This window comes from Bacillus sp. MRMR6 (genome assembly GCF_001940785.1).
Taxonomy (GTDB): Bacteria; Bacillota; Bacilli; order Bacillales; family Cytobacillaceae; genus Neobacillus.
The window spans coordinates 60,225-80,299 of the sequence record NZ_MSLS01000018.1 but is presented as its reverse complement, the minus strand read 5'-3'; the positions used below and the strand labels follow the sequence as shown (position 1 = coordinate 80,299).

The window sequence follows — 20,075 nt, the reverse complement described above, 5'->3', positions numbered from 1 at the left end:
TGATTTTATTTAGGAGTAAACATCCTCCTCATTAAATAGTAAAATTCGTATGGGAAACAATATTGTATTTTAGTCACATATTTGGTGATTTCTTACGAAGATTTCATATCAGTGTGTTTCAAATAGTTGTCCGGTGTTTCTTTGTGTATTTTTCTAAATACCTTACTAAAATATGAATAATTCCTATAACCCAATAATTCTGCAATTTCATTGAATTTGTAAAAATTACTTTCCATTAGTTGAATGGCAACATCCATTTTCACTTTATGGATATAATCCGTTATGGTCTGTCCTGTCTCCATCGTGAATTTTTCTGAAAGATAGCTTCGATTTACGTGGATCGCATTTGCAACATCCTTTGCAAAGAAAAATTTAAATTTGTTGTTATGAATATATTCTATTGCCATCTTAACGATTAGCGAATACTTCCTCATCGAATATTGGTTCATCACTTCAATTAATTCCTCAACAATTTCAAAATTATAATTCTCTAATTCGATTTTGTTACGACAATGAGCAATCTTTATATAAAACTTTTTTTTGGCAGCCTGTGCAACATCCTTTGGCAATCCTTGTTTTATGGCTGTTTCGACAAAAGAAGTTATGGTTGAAGCAATATATAGTTTTTGAATATCTAATTCTTCTTCCAAAATGATATTTATATCTTTTGATTGCTCTGCAATTGTTTTCACTTCGCGAACCAAATCCATATTCCCGGTAATAATAGCACTTTCTAGCAACTGTTTTAGGCGCGTGCTCTTTTCAGAATAGTCTGTATCATATTCTGATTGTATTGACAGCTCCTTGTTCAGTGTATGGTATTCCATTGTCATACCACTTCCTTTCCCCCTGATTATCGTTTCATAAATCTATCTACCAACAATAATACCTAAAAACCAACAATAGTATAATATTTATTTTTATAATCTGCTAAACTTTTTAATAACAAAATTACTTTTAGGAGGATTATTATGATTTACAAAGACCACAGTAAAAGTATCTCTGAAAGAGTTGAWGATCTACTTCAAAGAATGACATTAAAGGAAAAGGTTGCACAATTGTTTGGAATGGTAAATCTAAGGCAACAAGATCCGATTAAAAATGCCGAGGAAAATTATAAAGATGGAGTTGGTACTCTAAGCTTCCTAAACAGCTCTCAGACAGGCACCACGACTAAAGATATAGAAACTTTACATAGTATCCAAAGATTCTTTGTGGAAGAAACTCGCTTGGGCATCCCTGCACTTGTTCATAATGAAGGGATAGCAGGTGCTCAGATCCCAGGTGCGACAACATTCCCGCAATCAATGAATGTCGCCTCCACATGGGAGCCTGAATTAGCTAAAAAAATGGGAGAAGTGGTTAGAAAACAATTGATGGCATTTGGAATTAGAGCTGTACACTCCCCTCTTTTCGATTTGGGTCGTGATCCAAGGTGGGGAAGAATCGGAGAAACCTACGGTGAAGATCCTTATTTAGTCGCCCAAATGGGAACAGCTTATGTGAAGGGCGTACAAGGGAATCATCAAGTTATGGCGGCAGCGAAACATTTTGTCGGTTATGGTAATGCAGAAGGTGGACGAAATGGAGGAGAACAGCAAATTGCTGAAAGAAAACTGTTGGATAGCTATTGTTTTCCGTTTGAAGCAGCGATACATGAAGCCGGGGTAATGGGGATTATGAATAGCTATGGGATTTTGAATGAGCAAGCGGTATCTACCTCAAAATGGCTGCTAACTGATGTTTTGCGTGAAAAATTAGGATTCTCAGGGCTTGTTGTAGCCGATTATGGCAGTGTCAGCCATGCCAATGCACGGTACCGCGTAGCAAAAACTCAAAAAGAGACGGCGATGATGGCCCTCAAGGCTGGAATGGACGTTGAACAACCAAATAACACCTGTTATCGATACTTGGAAGAAGCGGTCGAATCCGGGGAATTGGAAATGGCATATATTGATCGCTCGGTAAGACGAGTACTAGAGACAAAATTTAAGATGGGATTATTTGAAACCCCCTATCAAGAAGGAGATTTTCATGAAGAAATAAGCAAAGTAGAATATCAGGAGTTATCTCAAGAAATTGCTGAAAAATCGATCGTCATGGTAAAGAATCAAGATTCTGTCCTGCCGTTGACACAAGATCTTAAAATCGCAGTAATTGGCCCTTCAGCAGATAGTAAAATTAATTTCTTTGGCGGCTATTCATCCGTTGGAACTGCTGACACAACCACCAGTGATTTTGATCGATCTGAGAATGATAATTTTATTAAAATGGCGTATGATGTCGTCATTACAGAGCATAAGGAAATGTTGAAAACAAGAGGAATCGTATTTGATCAGCGGCCATCTCCTGAACAAAAAGAGAAAATCATTGAAATGCTCAAAAAGAACAGATCTACCTCAAACAAGGTCTATAAAACGACGGATGAGTTCGTCGAAAAGTATTATCCAAACTGTAATACTGTGAAGCAGGTTCTCGAAAATGAATTCGGAACAGAGAATGTTCTCTATGCGAAAGGATGTGACATATCGAAGCGGATTGAGGGTGGACATGAAGAAGTTAAAAAAGCGGTTCAACAAGCGGACATCGTCATCGCAGTTCTAGGCGGAAAAGAAAGTATGAGAGCTCCGGACGCTACTGCTGGAGAGAATAAGGATAATATTAATATTGGTCTTGAACAGCCACAATTAGAAATAATGGAAGAAGTGTTCCAACTGGGCAAGCCAGTGATTTCTGTCATTGTGGACGGCAGACCATTGGCAACCCCATCCATTAGCGAAAAAAGTAAAGCAGTACTCTATACTTGGCTGCCTGCGCAAACCGGTGCACAAGCCATTGCTAACATATTAACTGGAAAAAGCAATCCGAGCGGTAAATTACCAGTTACAGTCGTCAAGGACAGCGGACAGATTCCTATGTATCACAGTCGATTACCATTTTATATGGATATTAATGAATGGGCGGAGTATATTGATCATGATAAAAATACCCCATTATTTCCTTTCGGTTATGGATTAAGTTATACAAACTTCGAATACAGCAATCTTACACTTAGTAAAGAAGTATTAACTGATGGAGAATTGCAAGTGAAATTCACTATCAAAAACATTGGCACCTATCAAGGTGATGAAGTTGCTCAACTCTATATCCGGGACTGTTTCAGTAATATTGCACGACCTGGCAAACAGCTTGTGGGATTTGTTAGAGTAAGCTTGGGTGTGAATGAAGAGACAGAAGTAACTTTCACAGTTAACATGGGGCAACTGGCTTTCCATAATATCAATATGCAACAGGTTGTGGAACCAGGTGAGATGGAACTTTATGTAGGTTCTTCATCGGAAGATATACGACTAAAGGATTCTTTTACTATTATAGGAGAAGAAAAAGAGGTCCTTCGTAAGGTATTTTCATCAAAAGTAACTGTTAATTAAAGAACTTTTACCAACCAACCTCCACTATCACGGTAGTAATATTTCATCATAATTGCTAGAAAAAAAGAAATCGAATGAAATTTCCATTCGATTTCTTTTTTTACCCATTGCTACTGTTCCATGATTGGGAGCCTTATTAAAAACGTACTCCCCTTGCCAACTTCACTAGAAACTTGAATACTCCCTTTATGACTCTCCTATGATTAAACGAGCAGTCTCCGTTCTTTGTTTGGGATGAAATTCATCATATAGATGAAAACCCCTATTCGACACTCCCAAAATATGAATATAATCAGCTTCGAAAAGGCCTGGCTTGTGGAATTTGTAACTCTTTTTCTATTTCCATTAAAGGCAAGCGTTGCGTATGCGTTGAATGTGGGCATGAAGAGTTAGTTAGGGCTGCGGTTTTGCGAAGCGTTAACGAAATAAATCTTCTTTTTCCCCAGATGAAGATTACCACAAATATTATGTTTGATTGGTGCCAGATAATAGAGTTTAAAAGGACAATAAAGAGAATATTAGTGAAAAATTATAAAAAGATTGGAGTCCGGCAATGGACTTATTATGAATAAACTACTTGCCTTTGTAATTCAATAGAAGTTTTGATCATTTCAGATTGATGATGACAATTTTATAGGGATTCGTTAGAGTGTTTGTTCATCATCTGGTTGATAATTGGTTATCATTGGTAGAATGATGACTTTATTTTGAATTATTTTCAGAAGTTTGGTCATCATTATCTTAATGATGACCATTTCTTAGGATTTCTTCCGGAGGATTTGTTTTCATTGACTTAATGATGACATTCTCGCTGAATTACTTTCGGAGTTTGGTCATCATCCGCTTGATAATAACATTCTCCTGTTTAATTCAAATCCAGCAGGCCAGCACCCGGAAAGCAGCTCTCGGCAAGAAATGTCTAGATAGTATGACTGAGGATATCTCCATATATTTCTTCAGGTCTCTCTTCAGTAATTAAATGCCCCGTCTGGTCGTATATTTTTAATTTTGCATTGGGCAAATCCTTGACTAAGCGGTGTCCAACTCCTATTGGTACAACCCGATCCTCTTTTCCCCATACTAATAAGGTAGGAATATCAATATCCTTTAGTTTCTGCGGTACCAAGTCTCCCTCGCGATGACGAAGCAAACGGATAAGGGCTTTGTAAAATTCTTTTTCAGCCAATGGTCTCCCGAATTCTGTTACTAATTCATCATCGATTAATTCTTGATTGAAAAAAACGTTCCTCAATTGCTCTCTAACATCCTTGCGTCCGACATAATAACGGACGAAATGTTCAAATAAAGGTAAATAGGAACTGTATATTAGCGACCTTTTTGCCCGACTTATGTATCCCGAACTGCATAGTAACACTAACCTATTTATTTTTTCAGGTGCTATCCTCGCCATATTAAGCGCAATTTGTCCACCCATTGAATGAGCCGCAATATTTATGGAAGGACATCCAAACTGTTTGACGCATTCTAGCATTAAGAGTGCATAATTTTCTAAGGTGTAAACAAAGGAAGTTGATTTCTCACTTTTTCCAAAACCAGGCAGGTCGACTGCGATGATAGAAAATTGCTGCTGCAATAAAGGAATAATCCTACGAAAGGTATAAGTTGAGGATACAAAGCCGTGTATGAGGAGAATCGGCGGCTTGCCATTTAATAAGTATTCGCAAAACACGTTAATACCTGACACTTTAATGTAGGCTCGAGTCAATCCACATGCTGACAAATTGTCCACTCCTCGATAATAAATATTTCATAAGTATTATTTACCAAGGAGTTTATAATAACCGAATAAAAACAAGCTTGGAATATTCCACCAAGCTTTTACCTGATCTTATATATATTTACTCTCCTGAAGCCATTGCTCTAACAGTTTCATGGTTAAATCCTTTTTGCTCATTTTTATCATATTCTAGTAGTCAGCTTTGCTGTTTTTTTTGCTAAAACTCCTGATCAGCTTTTGTTTGTGCCTGAAGATAAGGTTTACCGTTAACCATTACTTTTGTATTTTTCGTTGTGTTGATTTGGACCTCAATTTTTTCCGGCAGATTAATTTGCAAATCAATATATTCATCTAATTCTTTACAATAAATATCAATTTTCCCCTGTGGAATTGGAACCGACCCTTTCATCCATTTTAGTCCATTTAAATTAGGAGAAATGGCTACTTTAGTAAACCCTGGTTCTAATGGCCTTACACCAAAAAACAGTACTCCAAAAACATATGTCGGCGCTGCAGACCAAGCATGGCAATGGCTGCGGCTAAAATCTCCCTCAATCAATTCCCAGCCTTCCCAGCATGTTGTTGCATCATTTTCCAACATATAACCATATATATCACGGATGTTCGCTAGAACCATATCATTTTTCCCTAGTTTCATTAGGGCTTCGTAATAGAAGAATAAAACAAAAGGGCTTTTTATCTGTACAAAACTAGCTGGGGGATGGATGATATACTCTTCTATTATCTTTTTACGATATCCTTCTGCACAATCAGATAAATAAACAACGAGGTTTGTCTGAACACTCTTGGTTTTCGATTTTGTCCCATCCTCATGGATACTGTCAACAAATACCTTTTCCTCTTCATCCCATAAGTGAAGGTTGATGGCTTGTTTTAGTTTCTTAGCCAAAGATAAAAAGCCAGTTTCGTCTTCCTGTTCTCCTAAAACAGAAGAAAGGTAAGCAGTTTGTCTTAAAGCTTCGACAAGGAGAGCATTTTGGTGCGTTACGATTTTATGTTCAGTATCCATGGGAGCCCAATCTAACATGTTCCAAGCATCTATTTCTACTAACCCTTGCTCATTCATAAATTCTTGAAAACGTTGAACAGTTAGCTTAAGTTCAGGATAAATTTCTTTTATAAAATCTAAATCCCCGGAAAATCGATAATACTCTCTGCAAGCCATCATCCAAAGAATCGACCATGCTGTTAACACATTCTGCCATCCACTCGGTATATGTGATTCTGGTAATGGGGAGCGATAGACAGATTTAGAAATTAGCTTTAAACATCGCCTTACTAAATCATAATTACCAAAAGTGTAGTAATTCATTAAGGAAATATTGTAGGAGTCCCCCGTCCAAAGTGCCTGTTCATACGCTGGACAATCGATAATCGTGTCCTGTGCACACATACGTATCGTGTGCTTCGAGATTTCCCATATTTGATTTAATTGATAATCAGAACTTTGAAATGCCCCAACGTTCCCGGTAGGAAAAGTCGTTACGTCTACTTTCACTCTATAAATCTTACATGGCTTATTAAGATTACGAATCGTTAATAACATATATCGGAAACCTCTCGGTATAAATGACCGGTAAACCTGACGTCCGTCTCGGGCTACATATCTTAAAGAATTGTTTAAAGAAAAGGTATGTTCAATTCTCCCATTTTGATGGATGCTTTCAAATAAGAAAAAGTCGAAAATAGTTCCCTTTGTAGCTTCTACTTCAAATTCGATATGGCCCAAATATTCCTTGCCAAAGTCAATCAAAAATTCTGAGTCTCCTTGTTCCTTCGGTTCCACAGTTGTAAAGCTATGATTTGGCAACACCATATTTTGATGCTGGAAATGTAAGGAATGAACCTGAATGTCTTTTTTAAATATGGAGAGAAGACTTACATTTTCCGTACTGACATGTTCATTCGGAATGGATTTCTCCCACTCTTTAAACGACACTAATTCTCTTAACGTAGAAACCGTCTGCAATTTTTGATATTGCTCGCTTAGAAGGAAGACTTTTTGAACAGATTTACCTATTTGGAGCCGTGTTTCCTTATAGAATGGTCCAATTGCTAGAAATTTGGAATCATCTTCTTGGCCTAATGGGGTTCTTACCTCTACTAAATCAGGAAAATCTAGTCCTAGATGAATGGTCGGTTCATGAAAGGACCCTCCTACATCTATCATTAATAAATTTGCACCTTTTCTTAGATCTACCTTTTCGTATTTTCCATTCTTTGTTTTATACTCAACCCCGTTTAGTTTGAATTCCCATTTGGCTTCTGCATGTGCATCAAAAGTCAGCATTAAAGACCCTTTCACATCGTCCTTAGAAAAGAGCTCAGTCACTACAAATCCTTGGATTATCCTCCCTGAGTTATTATCTAATTCTCCTGGAAAAAAGGTTGGCTTTAGATCTATCGAAAAATGTTGTGAAAGTGGTTTAACTTCTTTTAAGGATAAGACACTCTTTGGAAACACAGGCTCATTTGTTAAATGGGGGATATCTTTCGGAACAAGTTTCCCCCACGGCTGCATACCATGGCTGCCTATTATCTCGGCATTTGACCAAAATGAATCAACAAACACTAGCCCTGTCCACTCATCGTCAAACCTCCCTGCATGATAAATTTCTGACCATGACAAACAATTGGACATTTTGACGGTTTCCTTTATAAAAGCATCATGATTGGCTGTCTTCCAGGAATCATCGGTCTGCACCTGGTCAACCACTTTACCACCTAGTTCAAAATCAATTTGTGCAATTAACCCGCCCCGGCCTTCTATGTAATGCATCGTACCGGTCCCATAATGGTTGACTAATACTGAAATGATATTATCCTCTTTATTTAAACCGCTTAATTCATATTGGTCGTAATACCATTCATTAGTCCAGCCTCGAACAGGACCGGAACCAAGAAATTCACCATTCAAATAAACGGAATATTTGGTGTCTGCAGAAATGGTTAACCTTACTGACTCATAATCTGCAGGAACGGAAAAGTTTTTTCTAAAACAAGACCATTGATTTCTAGGATGTTTGCCGCTCCCATCCCATATCCAACTTGCTTTCCACTCCATGTAGTTACCTCCAAAATAAGACCCGATTCATCCTCGGGTCTCTACTTCATTTAGGTTTATTTTTCTATTTAACCGATCCTGCTGTCATTCCCGATACAATCTTCTTGTTAAAAATAATAAAGAGAATAAGAGGTGGAATAGAGATTAATAACACATTAGTAAATAGTAAATTCCACTTTGTAATGTACATACTCATGAAATTATAGAGCGTTAACTGTAAGGTGGCATTTTCTGCACCCGGAAAGAAATATAATGGGTTAACAAAGTCATTGTAAACGCTCACCGCAGTTAGGACGATTACAGTTGCAGACACTGGCTTTAGCAACGGTAAAATGATATTAAAGAATAAGCGAAATCTTCCACACCCATCGATTAATGCAGCTTCATCAAGCGACCTTGGAATTGTCACCATAAAACCTCGAAACAATATAATCGTAAATGGCAGATTTAATGCTACCTCAACAAGGACAATACCTGGCATTGTCTTAAATAGCCCAATTTCTTGGAGCACCCAGATGGTTGGAACGACTGCTGGAGGAATAATAAGACCCGCAAGAATAAGGAAATTTATAAAAGGGGTAAGCTTCGATACTTTTCTCTGCAATACATATCCTGCTGCTGCACCGAGAATAATTAAAAGAATAATAGAAAAACCTGTTATCATGAAACTATTAAAGAAAGCACGGATAATCATACCATCTCGCGCACTAATGACCTCTTTCATATTCTCTAAAAGATGAAAGGAACTTGGCCAATCCATATTCAACAAGGCGGATTCCTGTGTATTTTTAAATGCATTGATAATAACGAAATAAAATGGAATTCCAAAAATACCTAATGTAGACAATACAGCAAAACATTCCAGTATCATCTTCCAGAACTTTCTGCGTTTCTGTACCTTGCTTTTCTTAATGACGGTAGGATTTGTTTTACTTTCATTTACGACAATCCTGCTCATTACAAATCCACCTCTTTTTTATTGAGATAGGCATATAGTGGGAATGCTAATGCAGAAACGAGTACGAATAAAATCACATTTCCTGCTGTAGAAAGTCCAAAAAAGCCTGCTTGATACTGTTTATATATAATAGAAGCGATCAAGTCAGTACTAAAACCTGGGCCTCCTTTTGTCATTGTCCAAATCAAATCAAAAGAACGGAGCCCCCCTATAAAGGAGAGAATAATGACGGTGTTCATCGCAGGGCGGCTTAGTGGTAATATGATGCTTTTAAATTTGTGCCATGCGTTTCCCCCATCAATCATGAGTGCTTCATAATAATCCTCAGGAATCGACATAATCCCAGCGATAAAAATGACCGTTGCCATCCCGATCCCTTTCCAAACATCCACTAATGCAACCGATAAAAGTGCGATTTTTGTATCCCCTAACCAGTCTGGCCCTACAATTCCTAAACCTTGAAGAACAATATTGATGATCCCTTGTGAAGGATGCATCATCATTGTAAACGCAATCCCGACAGCAATGGTACTCAATAGAGTTGGGAAAAATACCATTGACCGAATAAATCCTATGGTTTTAAGCTTTGAGCTTAGAAATACCCCTAATAATAGTCCAAGAACAACCTTTAAGCCACACGTCACTACCGCATAAATTAATGTATTTTTAAAACCAATATTTAATGAAGGTTCTGATAAGAATGTAATAAAGTTTTCAAAACCAATGAATTTCCAATCTGTTAACGTCCACCATGTCATACTGAAAAATAGGGACATGATTGTTGGCAACAAGAAAAAGACAAAATAAACAATTCCTGCTGGCAATAAAAAGTAATACGTGTATGTTTTATTTGCTAGCTTATTCATCTGTTGCTCCTCCCTTCAATCCTTTAGAAAATTGGCCCTGCTAGAGTCTAGTCAGGGCCAATGAATTAATTAATTTGATTGTTTTACCAACCTTCAAGACCAAGTTGTTTTGCTTGTTTTTCAACGTCTTTGTCGTATAGCTCTGCTCCCTCTTTAGCTGTGCTAATGCCGCTGCCCACTTGTGTCGTAATTTGCTCAAGGTTTGGACCTTTTACCGGGCTTAAGAATTCAAGTGCTGGAGCTGTATTTTCTGATTCAAAATATGGAAGCATATCCTTTACTGCTGCGTAGACATCATCAGAAAGAGTTATTCCTTTTATAGCAACTGGACCAGTAGGTTTGATTTTTGATGTATATAGATCAGTACCTTCCTGGGAGACGTAAAACTCTAAGAATTTTTTTGCTGCATCAATATGTTCACTATTTTTGTTAATGAAAATACCTGCTGGCATCCAAACGGTTAATCCATTCTTGTCTGCACTGTCATTAGGTTGTGGAAAGAATCCAATATCCTCCATTTTGTCTGGAAAGTTTGTCGCAAGATTAGCTAAAGCGAAAGTGATCATAGGATAATGAACACCAGTACCGTCAGCAAGCATTTTTAAACCAGCATCATAACCGGTAGCAAGAAAATCCTTGTTCATGTAACTACCTTTGAACACTTCTTCTAATTTCTCAAAACTGCGGAGCGCAGCAGGAGTAGTAGAAATTTTTGCTTTGTTTGCAGTAAAATCCTCTGCAAAAGTAGAACTTTCTGCAAGGACATTATAGTTATCTGCAAGCACAATTACCTGTGATGTCCAAGTATCCTTGAAAGTTCCAATCACAGCTGTTTTGCCTGCTTCTTTAATTTTTTCGTTATTCGCCATCAATTCTTCCCATGTTTTAGGGACGGATAGACCAAGCTCTTGATATACCTTCTTATTATATAACCAGCCCCCTGCATTTGTTGGAGTCCCTGGGATTCCAAATACCTTTCCATTTGCTGAAACAGCATCCTTGTACCCGTCCATGATAGTTTCCATGAAAGGCTCTTTACTTAGATCAACAAAATTTTGCTCTGGGTTAAGTGCCTGTAACTGTGAACCTGAGTTGTTCCAAACTAGGTCTGTCATGTCGCCGGTTGCAAGACGTGTCTTAATAATATTATCGCCCTCAGAACCACCTGGACGAGTCTCGATTTCTACTTCTATATTATTTTTCTTTTCGAATTCCGCAATAATTGCTTCGATTCCGTCTAGTTGTGTTTGATTATCAATTAAGAATGTGATCGTTTCTGTTTCTGTACTTTCTCCACCACTTGAGGTGGTCTCTTCTTTGCTGGTACAGCCTGCTAATACTCCTGCCATTAGTGCACTGCTAAGTAGTAACGAGAAAATTTTATTTCTTTTACTTTTGATCATCTTTTTTCCCCCTTTTATATTATCTGATCTAGACCACAATCCCTAGTGGTTACTTTTATTTTAAGCGCTTTCATACCCGTTTTTAAGTGAGGCATTTTTTGGATATACGTCCGATTTTTTTAGGCTAGGCAGATTTTATATAAAGAGAAAAAGTCTATCTCTAATTGTTTAAAAATAGAGATAGACTTTTAATTTACCAATCTTTAAGACCAAGCTGCTTTGCTAGATTTTCTATATCTTGGTCAAGTAATACTGCACCTTCTTTTGCGGTAATCTGTCCGCTTCCAACTTGCTTTGTAATTTGTGGGAAGTTTGGACCCTTTAGCGGAGTAAGATACTCAAGGGCAGGAGTTGTGTTCCCTGAATCGAAATATGGAAGCATCTCCTTCACGGCCGCAATTAAATGATCTGGAGCACGCATACCCTTTATTGCAAATGGACCGACAATGATCTTCTTAGATAAGAATGTTTTTTGACCTTCGGCTGAGATAAAATAGGCCAGCCATTTTTTTGCAGCTTCACTATTTTCTGTATTTTTATTTAGATAGATGGCAGCCGGCATAAAAACAGTTAATCCTTGCTGATCGAGGCTGTCACCGGGCTGGGGGAAAAATCCGATATCGTTTATCTGATCAGGGTAATTTTTTTCTATTGTTGTTAAAACTCCAGATACCATTGGGTATTGGACACCGGTGCCCTGCACCAGCATTTTCATTCCATCCTTAACGGTAGATGTTTGATAGTCTTGATTCAAGTACCCATTTCGGGATACCTCTGATAATTTTTCAAAGCTTCTTACTGCACTAGGGGTGGTAGCAAATTTTGCTTTATTGGCTGTTAAATCGGCTGGAAATGTTGAATTTTCAGATAGTACATTGTGGTTATCTGCCAGAACGATCAGCTGTGAAGTCCAGTCATCCTTGTAGGTACCAATTATTGCTGTTTTTCCAGCAGCTTTAATTCTTTCGCTGTTGGCCATCAGCTCATCCCAAGTTTTTGGTACGGATAAACCGAGCTCCTTATAAACCCTTTTGTTATACAGCCAGCCGCCAGCTAAGGCATTACCGCCTGGGATCCCAAATACCTTATCATTTACCATAACCGATTGCTTAAATGCGTCAATCACATTTTTCATAAACGGCTCACCTGTTAAATCAACAAAGTATTCCTCCGGATTGAGTGCATGCATCAAGGAACCAGAATTATAAAAAACCAAATCGGTCATATCACCAGTAGCTAACCGGGTTTTCATCATCTGCTGACCTTCCATTCCGCTTGGACGAGTCTCAATTTCTGTTTTAATACCGTATTTTATTTCAATTTCTTCTGCTACTGCTCTTATTCCATCTTGTTCTACCTGATTGTCTATTAATAGACTTAGAGTAACTTCATTAGTATTTGAAAGGTTTAATGTACGGCCATTATGACTGCTACAGCCAGCTATAACACCTAAAATTAATCCTAAACATAATAATATCTTTACTATTTTTTTGATGTTTTTTAACATACTGATTCCCGCTTCTTTTTTAAAATTGTCTCTATGGTTGATGTTAATCTATGAGTATTAAAAGGAATCTCGATATTGGCCGGGATTTACGCCAACCTGTTTCTTAAATAATTCGGAGAAATGTCTATAGGTATGATATCCTACCTTTTCGCTAACATCCGCCACTTTATTTCCTTCCCTTAATAGGTCCTTAGCCCGCTCAATCCGAAGCTTAGTTAAGTATTTAATATAGGAGATTTTCATTTCCTCCTTAAATAGCAGACTAAAATAAGTAGGGTTCATCCCAACATAATCTGCTACATCCTGCAAGGTTAGCTCTTTAGAAAAATTTCTTTCTATATAGGCACAGGCTTTTTCTACTGCATCATGTTTTTTGTCCTGTCTAATATGAAGGAACCAATCGATAAACATTTCCATCTGATCCTTTAGCCAGCTAAACATTTTCTGTTTCGTTTTTAATCTCCTGATCTCTATATGCGGCAGGTAATTTCCCGGAGTAATTTTTGAAACATCCTCCCCTGTTTCTTTTGCCACTTCCAATCCAAGGTAAATTAGCTTTAAGATCTCCGTTTCGATTACATCTGGATCTAAGCGTTGGGATTGAAGTTTGTTAATGAACTCATTAAGTTGATGAAAAAGACCTAGTTTATCCCCTGTCCGCAGGTAGAAAATAATAGCTTCTTGCTGCTCTGTTAAATCTCCTGGTATATTTGGATTTTCTCCAATTTCCTCAAAACGGGTCCATTCTCCCTGTTCCATAAACTGACCATACCGTAGTGCTTGCAGTGCTTCTTTATAGCTTTTGGCTGCATCGGTAATCTTTTGGTAGGTTCTTCCAGACCCTATGGTTATTTGGTACTCACTCTGCCAATAGAATAATTGCTGCCATAATTCTGTACAGTCTTTTTGAAAATGGAAAATGACTAGTAGATGTTCTTCTCCATTTCGTATATAAACGGATAAGTACGAAGAGTGACTAGGCAAGGTAGCGCATTTTTCTGATAGTGCGAGAACTGTCACTGCCTCAATCTCTTTTATTTCTTTCTCAAAGCTTTTGGCCCACTTTGGTAAGGCCTCGTCGCCCTGAAGAAGTAAGTCTAAGGTTGCTTTCTCTACAAGTTCAACTCTACTATCCTCCCATTTTTCCTCAAGAGATAAAACCTTTTTTCGTTGTTGGATTTTATCTTGTATTCTTTGCAGGGCTTCCTCCATCATCGGGATAGTGATGGGTTTTTCCAGATAGTCTGATACACCAAGCTTTAAAGCCTTCTTTACATAAGTAAAATCATTAAATCCACTAAAAACGATACATACAATTTCAGGGGCAGCCGCTAGAATTTTTTCCACAACCTGTAAGCCATCCATACCAGGCATTCGAATATCCGTAAACACAATATCAGGTGAATGGGTTTCAACTAAATCGATGGCAGCATAACCATTTGTTGCAGTACCTACCAATTCAATTCCGTACTTTGACCAGTCGATCATCATTTGCAAGCCTTGAAGGACTATATATTCATCATCAAATATAACTGCCTTTAACATTGACTAATCCCCCTTTATTGCCGCACGGAATTTAATTTCAATACATGTTCCTTCATTGACTTTACTAGAAATGGAAAGTTTACTTTCTTGCCCGTAAAATAATTTTAACCGCTCGCGGACATTTCTAATTCCATAACCGCTTTCGGTTTCTTCCAGGTTTTCTATTCCCACACCATCGTCCTTGATGGTGAAGGTAGTCCAGCCTTCAGCAAGCCTGCCTTTTAACTCAATGGTTCCTTCCCCCACCTTCGGCTCTAAGCCGTGGTAGATGGCATTCTCGATAAATGGCTGAAGCAGCAGCTTAAGGATTGGTTTATCCAATACACCTTGATCAACATCTTCAATATATTGAAAACGATCTCGGTAACGGTAATTTTGGATGGTTAAATAATGACGAATATGCTCCAGCTCTTTAGATATAGGAATCATATCCTCTCCATTATTTAAACTTAATTTAAAGCTTTCCGATAAGGCTACAGTAATTTCTGCGATATCCCGATTGTTTTGCAGGATTGCCATCCAATAGATCGAATCTAAGGTATTGTATAAGAAATGTGGTTTTATTTGTGCTTGTAAAGCACGTAGTTCAGCTTCCCGTTCTTTTAACTGTGCGTGAATTAACCGCTCATTCAGCTCTTTGTTTTCAACTGTAATCCTTTGGAATGTTTTCCCAATCGAATTAATGGTGTCAGGTCCTTGATCTTCTCCTGATCCCCAAAGCCCCTTCGCCCAGTCAGCCGTCATTTTCTTTAACTGCACCCAAGGACGGGCAACTTTTCCTGATAGAATGAAAGAAATGAATAAAGCCATTAAAGCAATAACAGATGCTATGGCAGCTGTAATGATCCCGATTTGATTGGACTGTTTTAAAAGGTCCTTTTCTTTTGTGATATGGGCAAATTTCCATCCCGTCGTTTGGTTCGTATAACTGCTGATCAGATAACCCCTTTGTTCCAAATCTTGAAACATCGATAAGGTGTCTTTCTCATAACTAAATTCGATATCAAATGTTGAAGGGCTGTTAAAAACCGTCTGTACACCATTCTTAGAAGAATCGATGACAGCTATTACACTATTACTATCATCATTTAGCACTCTAGAAAACATGGACTTTTTAATATTAACAACTAATAAACCAATTTGCTTAGGGTCAAATAGATTATGCGGGTCGCGTAAAAGTTTAACGGAAGAGAAAGTTGTATCATCGGCTCCGTTTGCTAGAACATTATAACTGAAGAAAATGGGTCTTCCTTGTGCCTTAACACTTTTTAAATACCAATCAGAATTAGAGATCTCCTGATAGACCTTACTAGTATTGTAGCTCCCAATGCTATTGTGATTACCGTAACATACAGGGCGATAATGAACATCAAATAGACAGACTGAATCAATATCTTGTGTATCTATAAAATAACTAGATATTAAATCTTGGATTCGTTTTGTTGTGTTCTCATCTAAAACATTTAAACCCACTTCCGAAAAAGCAGCACTATCTACCAACTCTTGGCGTACACTATTGCTCCAAGAAATGACTCTTTCCATATTAATGATATTTCGAAACAGAAGATCTGTTACTTCACTAGAAGTCCGAAGATTATTTCCTGTGGTTTCTAACTGATTTTGAACGAGCGTATTTTTAGCAATATTAAAGGAAATAACACCTAGCAGGATAAGTGGTAAGATGGATAGGCAAATCATGATAAAAAAGTACTTATATCTAATTTTGTCTCGGCGTAGATGATTTYTGACTCTTCTGAATATTAACCTCATGATTGCCCGCCTTCTATAAAATTATGTATGTCTTTTTATATTTTCTATCATCATAAACCGAATTAGAAAGTATTTCTACCATATAAGAAAAGTATTACTGTTATTTTCAATTTTACTAGTAAATTAAGCACAGCCCCTGCCGATTAGGCATGGGCTGTCCCTTAATTGTTGACTTTTAAATGTTACTTTACCTTAAAGGCCAAGCTATCAATTCGAAGGTCTGGTGCATGGAATTTAACATAGATAACGTTCTGTCCTTTTGGAGCGTTTTTGCCCAAGTCAACGGTTACCTCTGTATAACCTAATTCATTTACCGTTACCCCGGCATTTTCAATGGTATACGTGTTTTTTCCTGTAGTTGGAACATTAATCTCTGCAAATGGTGCGCTATCCACGGAACCAGCATGCAAGGTTATTTTTCCACCGGCAGCATCCGAAGCAACGGAGGCGGTCACTTTCTTAGAGCCAGTCAAAACTACTTTCGGAATGGCTACCCACGAACCATTTTGTTTAGAACGAACGGAATAATATTCGCCAACAACCTTCTCTGCTTTCAAGTTTACAGCTGTTCTTCCTTTTGATACCTCATGATAAATTACCTCATTGGTCGCGAATGAATGGTCAAAAACGTTAAACGGCTTATTCGCAGGAAGTGCAGCAACGGAATCGCCAGTAAGAGCTATCTTTTTCTCTGCACGAGGTTCTTCTGAAGAAGTCCCTACAAAAAGTGCATAGTTTCCTTCTTCTACAATGAAGTCACCTTTGTTGACGTCCCAAATGGCAAAATCTTTTGGATCGACTGAAAGAGTTACTGTTTTAGTTTCGCCTGCAGCTAAGGTTACCTTTTCAAATGCTATCAGCTGTTTTTGAGGTGCAAATTCGCCATAAGCAGATTTATTATTCTTCGCGTATAACTGTACAACTTCCGAAGTATCTACCTTTCCACTATTTTTTACTTTTACAGTTGCTTGGAAAGGTGTATCTCCGTTAGCCGTTTTTGGTACACTGAAATCACTATATTCGAAGCTGCTGTATGAAAGGCCATAACCGAAGGGATATGTAACCTTTGCATCTGTATACATATACGTGAGCTTTGATTCGATTGGATCTGAGTTAGTCATATCCACAGTAAAGCGTGGGTCAATCCCGTCTAACGTTACCGTTTTATTTCCTTCTGGAATCACATATTTATTGATTTCTGGAAATGCGGACATATCTGCATACCAGGTAGAAGACAAACGGCCGGTCGGTGCATAGTCACCATAAAGGACTTGCGCCAATGCCTGGCTGTCAAACTGGCCGCCATATGGCTGGTAAACAATCGCCGATACATTCGGATTGTTTTGAATTTTTTCCATCCCAACAGGGAAACTGGTTTTTACAACAACAACCGTCTTTTTACCTTGTGCTGCAAATGCAGAAGATACTTTATCGACTAATTCATAGTCTGAATTACTCATGTTTAAATCAGAGCGGTCATTGCCTTCCCCTGCACTGTGACGAGGGATTGCGCCAACAAAAACGACTGCATAATCGTCGGTTTCGGCGCGATTAACAGCATCAGCACCGACTTCTTTCACTACAGTCTGTTCAAATTTCACATTATCGTTACGAACAGCGGCATTTGCTTTGTTACCTAAAGTTGTTGCTGACGTTTTTAACTTTCCATCCTCACCAGTAGTAATCAAACGACCATTTGAGTAATACCAGTTGGTGAAATCTCCAGAGAAACCTGTTCGGAAACCGCTTGAAATAAGGGAAACCGTGTTATCTTCGTTTTTCTCAACTCTAACGGTTGGTGGGATTGCGCTAGTTTGACCTACCATCTGTGCAAGATCCCAGTCGTTACTTGTTAAATTTAATGCAGTATTATTTGTATTTTCCACAGATGCATTTGCCCCTGTCGGAGAGGTTATCCAACGTCCATTCTTTAATGAACGTATGCTATAGCCTTCTTGCCCCCAATCATATACTTCAAATAATTGGGCGGGGTTATTTACATCTGTTGGCTCAGACGTTGTCGAAAGTTGTGCACCTAATTCAACATTTGGAGCAGTAACCGTTTGACCGTTTAGTTTAGATTCCAGTGCTATTACTTTTACTCCAGAGTCATATGATACATTGTTGGATCCATTTGCTTTAATAATGCTTAGCAATGGTGATATTCCAGAATTTTCGATTTTAGGAGTAGTCCCTACCGAGTAGGTGGTCTTAAATCTTGAATCTGCATATACACCAGTGACCGCTGCTTTCTGATTTTTCTCAAAAGGCAGTACCCCATCGTTCTTGAGTAGTACAATACTCTCTTGAGCAGCACGTAACGCAACGTTTTGATGTTCAGGTACATTGAAGGTTGCCGGTTCTGCTCTTACATCCTTCGCCTCTTGTACAAATGGATAGTTTTTTGGAATTCCGTTTTCATCTACTTCATTGAAAACGCCGACGCGAACTAACTGGTTTACATGTTGACGTGCAGCTTCAATCAAATCTTCTTTTGTCATGCCATATCTGCCTTCTTCGACTGCATCCACTAAAGCGGCCACATCTGCAAGTCCATTCTGCACACTTGGTCCTGGACGCCCGGCATTTGCCCTTGCCAATATCATTAAGATGTTTGCATTCGTCCGATCGGTAGCATATAGCGTATCATAGCCATTTCCTTGCATATTTTCTTGGAAGACTAGTTGGTCACCATTGAAATCAGGTGAACTGTATACCCCATACTTTGAATGATTATTCGCATGTATTTGATAAGGAGATAGAATATTAGGTATACCGTTAGTACGGCCAAATGATGTCATGACCCCTGCGACAGAACCTGTACCAAGAGCTTTCAAAGGACTTTTTGTCTGGTATTCAAAAATCGAACGTGCACTTGCACTGTTGCTAGCAGATTGACGGAACCATTGTGCATTATAGACCGAGAAATGTTTCGTTCCTACCGCTGCACGCATCCAGAAGCCATTGTCACTCTTATCTTGGTCAGTGCCACTTAATCCAGAAGCCAGTCCATCGATCATTTCAGCTGCCATATGAGCATCTTCGGAGAAGCCTTCATCAAATCTTCCACTTAAAGGATTGATTCGCATATCGCTGACTACTGTGAACGCAACAGTCGGGGAAGCATTTGTACCACCGTGAATATTCGATTCCCCTTGTTTTACTTTAAGCGTGCTGATTTTTTCGCTTCCCATTACTTTTCCAATATCAGATAGAAGTTCTTTGTTCCAGGTCTGTCCCATACCGACTAACGCTGGAAAATCAGTAGAAATCCCCTGTACGTTATCAGCAGCTGAAAGCGCACCCGGAATAATTTTCCCTTTATTTGGTCCGCGCTGTAAAGTATAGTGATTCCTTGAACCCGTTGCATAAACAGCAGGCCCTTCTAAACCTGTATACTCAAAATAAGTATCTACAAATTCGTCTAGGTGATCAGGCTTGCCATCAAACAGCGGCATTCCATCAAATACCCCACCAACTTGTTTCTTAAAAATAATATTTTCATTCGCACTTTTCACCGGGGTATTGAAACCAACTAATCCTGCTGTAAGAGTCGTAACAAGCATTACAGATAAAGTTCTCTTCCCCAACTTATAGAGATGGGATTTCTTCATATTGACACTTCCTCTCCCCTTGCATAATAAAGCGTTTTCAATTTTCTTAATTTTCAATATAAGGACCGGTCTCCTATACAAACAATCATAGCCGAATTCCGCAATGTTCCGATAGTGTCCCATTTTTTTGATTCTGTACGGATTTTTTAGGAGCCTCA

Annotated in this window: 11 protein-coding genes; 1 reads left to right on the top strand and 10 read right to left on the bottom strand. The window is 38.3% G+C overall.

The genetic code is table 11. From position 1 onward, the window contains the following. Positions 1-92 precede the first annotated feature (92 nt). Positions 93-833, bottom strand: a complete 741-nt coding sequence (locus tag BTR25_RS16635) for a helix-turn-helix domain-containing protein (protein WP_075689164.1) — start codon at positions 831-833, stop codon at positions 93-95. A 138-nt stretch (positions 834-971) separates the two neighbouring features. On the opposite strand from BTR25_RS16635, the gene BTR25_RS16630 reads away from it, so the two are divergent. Then, positions 972-3,431, top strand: a complete 2,460-nt coding sequence (locus BTR25_RS16630) for a glycoside hydrolase family 3 N-terminal domain-containing protein (protein ID WP_075689163.1) — start codon at positions 972-974, stop codon at positions 3,429-3,431. A gap of 919 nt (positions 3,432-4,350) precedes the next feature. Here BTR25_RS16630 and BTR25_RS16625 read toward each other — a convergent pair. The 9 genes from BTR25_RS16625 to BTR25_RS16585 form a co-directional block, all read right to left on the bottom strand. Next, entirely contained in the window at positions 4,351-5,172 is an 822-nt protein-coding gene (locus tag BTR25_RS16625; RefSeq protein WP_083652433.1) for an alpha/beta fold hydrolase, read from the bottom strand. 214 nt (positions 5,173-5,386) lie between these two features. Beyond that, positions 5,387-8,254, bottom strand: a complete 2,868-nt coding sequence (locus tag BTR25_RS16620; RefSeq protein ID WP_075689162.1) for a family 78 glycoside hydrolase catalytic domain — start codon at positions 8,252-8,254, stop codon at positions 5,387-5,389. 64 nt (positions 8,255-8,318) lie between these two features. Further along, the gene (locus BTR25_RS16615) at positions 8,319-9,125 is read right to left on the bottom strand and encodes a carbohydrate ABC transporter permease (protein WP_075689178.1); all 807 of its coding nucleotides are present in this window, start codon (positions 9,123-9,125) and stop codon (positions 8,319-8,321) included. A gap of 86 nt (positions 9,126-9,211) precedes the next feature. Then, positions 9,212-10,078, bottom strand: a complete 867-nt coding sequence (locus BTR25_RS16610) for a carbohydrate ABC transporter permease (RefSeq protein WP_075689161.1) — start codon at positions 10,076-10,078, stop codon at positions 9,212-9,214. A gap of 83 nt (positions 10,079-10,161) precedes the next feature. Continuing rightward, positions 10,162-11,481 (bottom strand): ABC transporter substrate-binding protein, encoded by a 1,320-nt coding sequence (locus BTR25_RS16605; protein ID WP_175596809.1) that lies wholly within the window; start codon positions 11,479-11,481, stop codon positions 10,162-10,164. A 193-nt stretch (positions 11,482-11,674) separates the two neighbouring features. Next, positions 11,675-12,988 carry an ABC transporter substrate-binding protein gene (locus BTR25_RS16600; protein ID WP_075689160.1) on the bottom strand — a complete coding sequence of 438 codons (1,314 nt, stop codon included), beginning with the start codon at positions 12,986-12,988 and terminating at the stop codon, positions 11,675-11,677. Positions 12,989-13,045: 57 nt separating this feature from the next. Beyond that, positions 13,046-14,533, bottom strand: coding sequence for a response regulator (locus tag BTR25_RS16595; protein WP_075689159.1), 1,488 nt, complete (start codon positions 14,531-14,533; stop codon positions 13,046-13,048). Between the two features lie 3 nt (positions 14,534-14,536). Then, the gene (locus tag BTR25_RS16590) at positions 14,537-16,303 is read right to left on the bottom strand and encodes a sensor histidine kinase (RefSeq protein WP_075689158.1); all 1,767 of its coding nucleotides are present in this window, start codon (positions 16,301-16,303) and stop codon (positions 14,537-14,539) included. 182 nt (positions 16,304-16,485) lie between these two features. Further along, a complete protein-coding gene (locus BTR25_RS16585) occupies positions 16,486-19,917 on the bottom strand; it encodes a glycoside hydrolase family 3 C-terminal domain-containing protein (protein ID WP_175596808.1) in 3,432 nt (1,143 codons plus the stop codon). Positions 19,918-20,075 lie beyond the last annotated feature (158 nt).

Bases quoted from the DNA above. Each gene is read 5' to 3' on its own strand.
- BTR25_RS16610 (WP_075689161.1), bottom strand. From the start codon at position 10,078: ATGAATAAGCTAGCAAATAAAACATACACGTATTACTTTTTATTGCCA.
- BTR25_RS16600 (WP_075689160.1), bottom strand. From the start codon at position 12,988: ATGTTAAAAAACATCAAAAAAATAGTAAAGATATTATTATGTTTAGGA.
- BTR25_RS16585 (WP_175596808.1), bottom strand. From the start codon at position 19,917: ATGAAGAAATCCCATCTCTATAAGTTGGGGAAGAGAACTTTATCTGTA.
- BTR25_RS16605 (WP_175596809.1), bottom strand. From the start codon at position 11,481: ATGATCAAAAGTAAAAGAAATAAAATTTTCTCGTTACTACTTAGCAGT.
- BTR25_RS16595 (WP_075689159.1), bottom strand. From the start codon at position 14,533: ATGTTAAAGGCAGTTATATTTGATGATGAATATATAGTCCTTCAAGGC.
- BTR25_RS16635 (WP_075689164.1), bottom strand. From the start codon at position 833: ATGACAATGGAATACCATACACTGAACAAGGAGCTGTCAATACAATCA.
- BTR25_RS16615 (WP_075689178.1), bottom strand. From the start codon at position 9,125: ATGATACTGGAATGTTTTGCTGTATTGTCTACATTAGGTATTTTTGGA.
- BTR25_RS16620 (WP_075689162.1), bottom strand. From the start codon at position 8,254: ATGGAGTGGAAAGCAAGTTGGATATGGGATGGGAGCGGCAAACATCCT.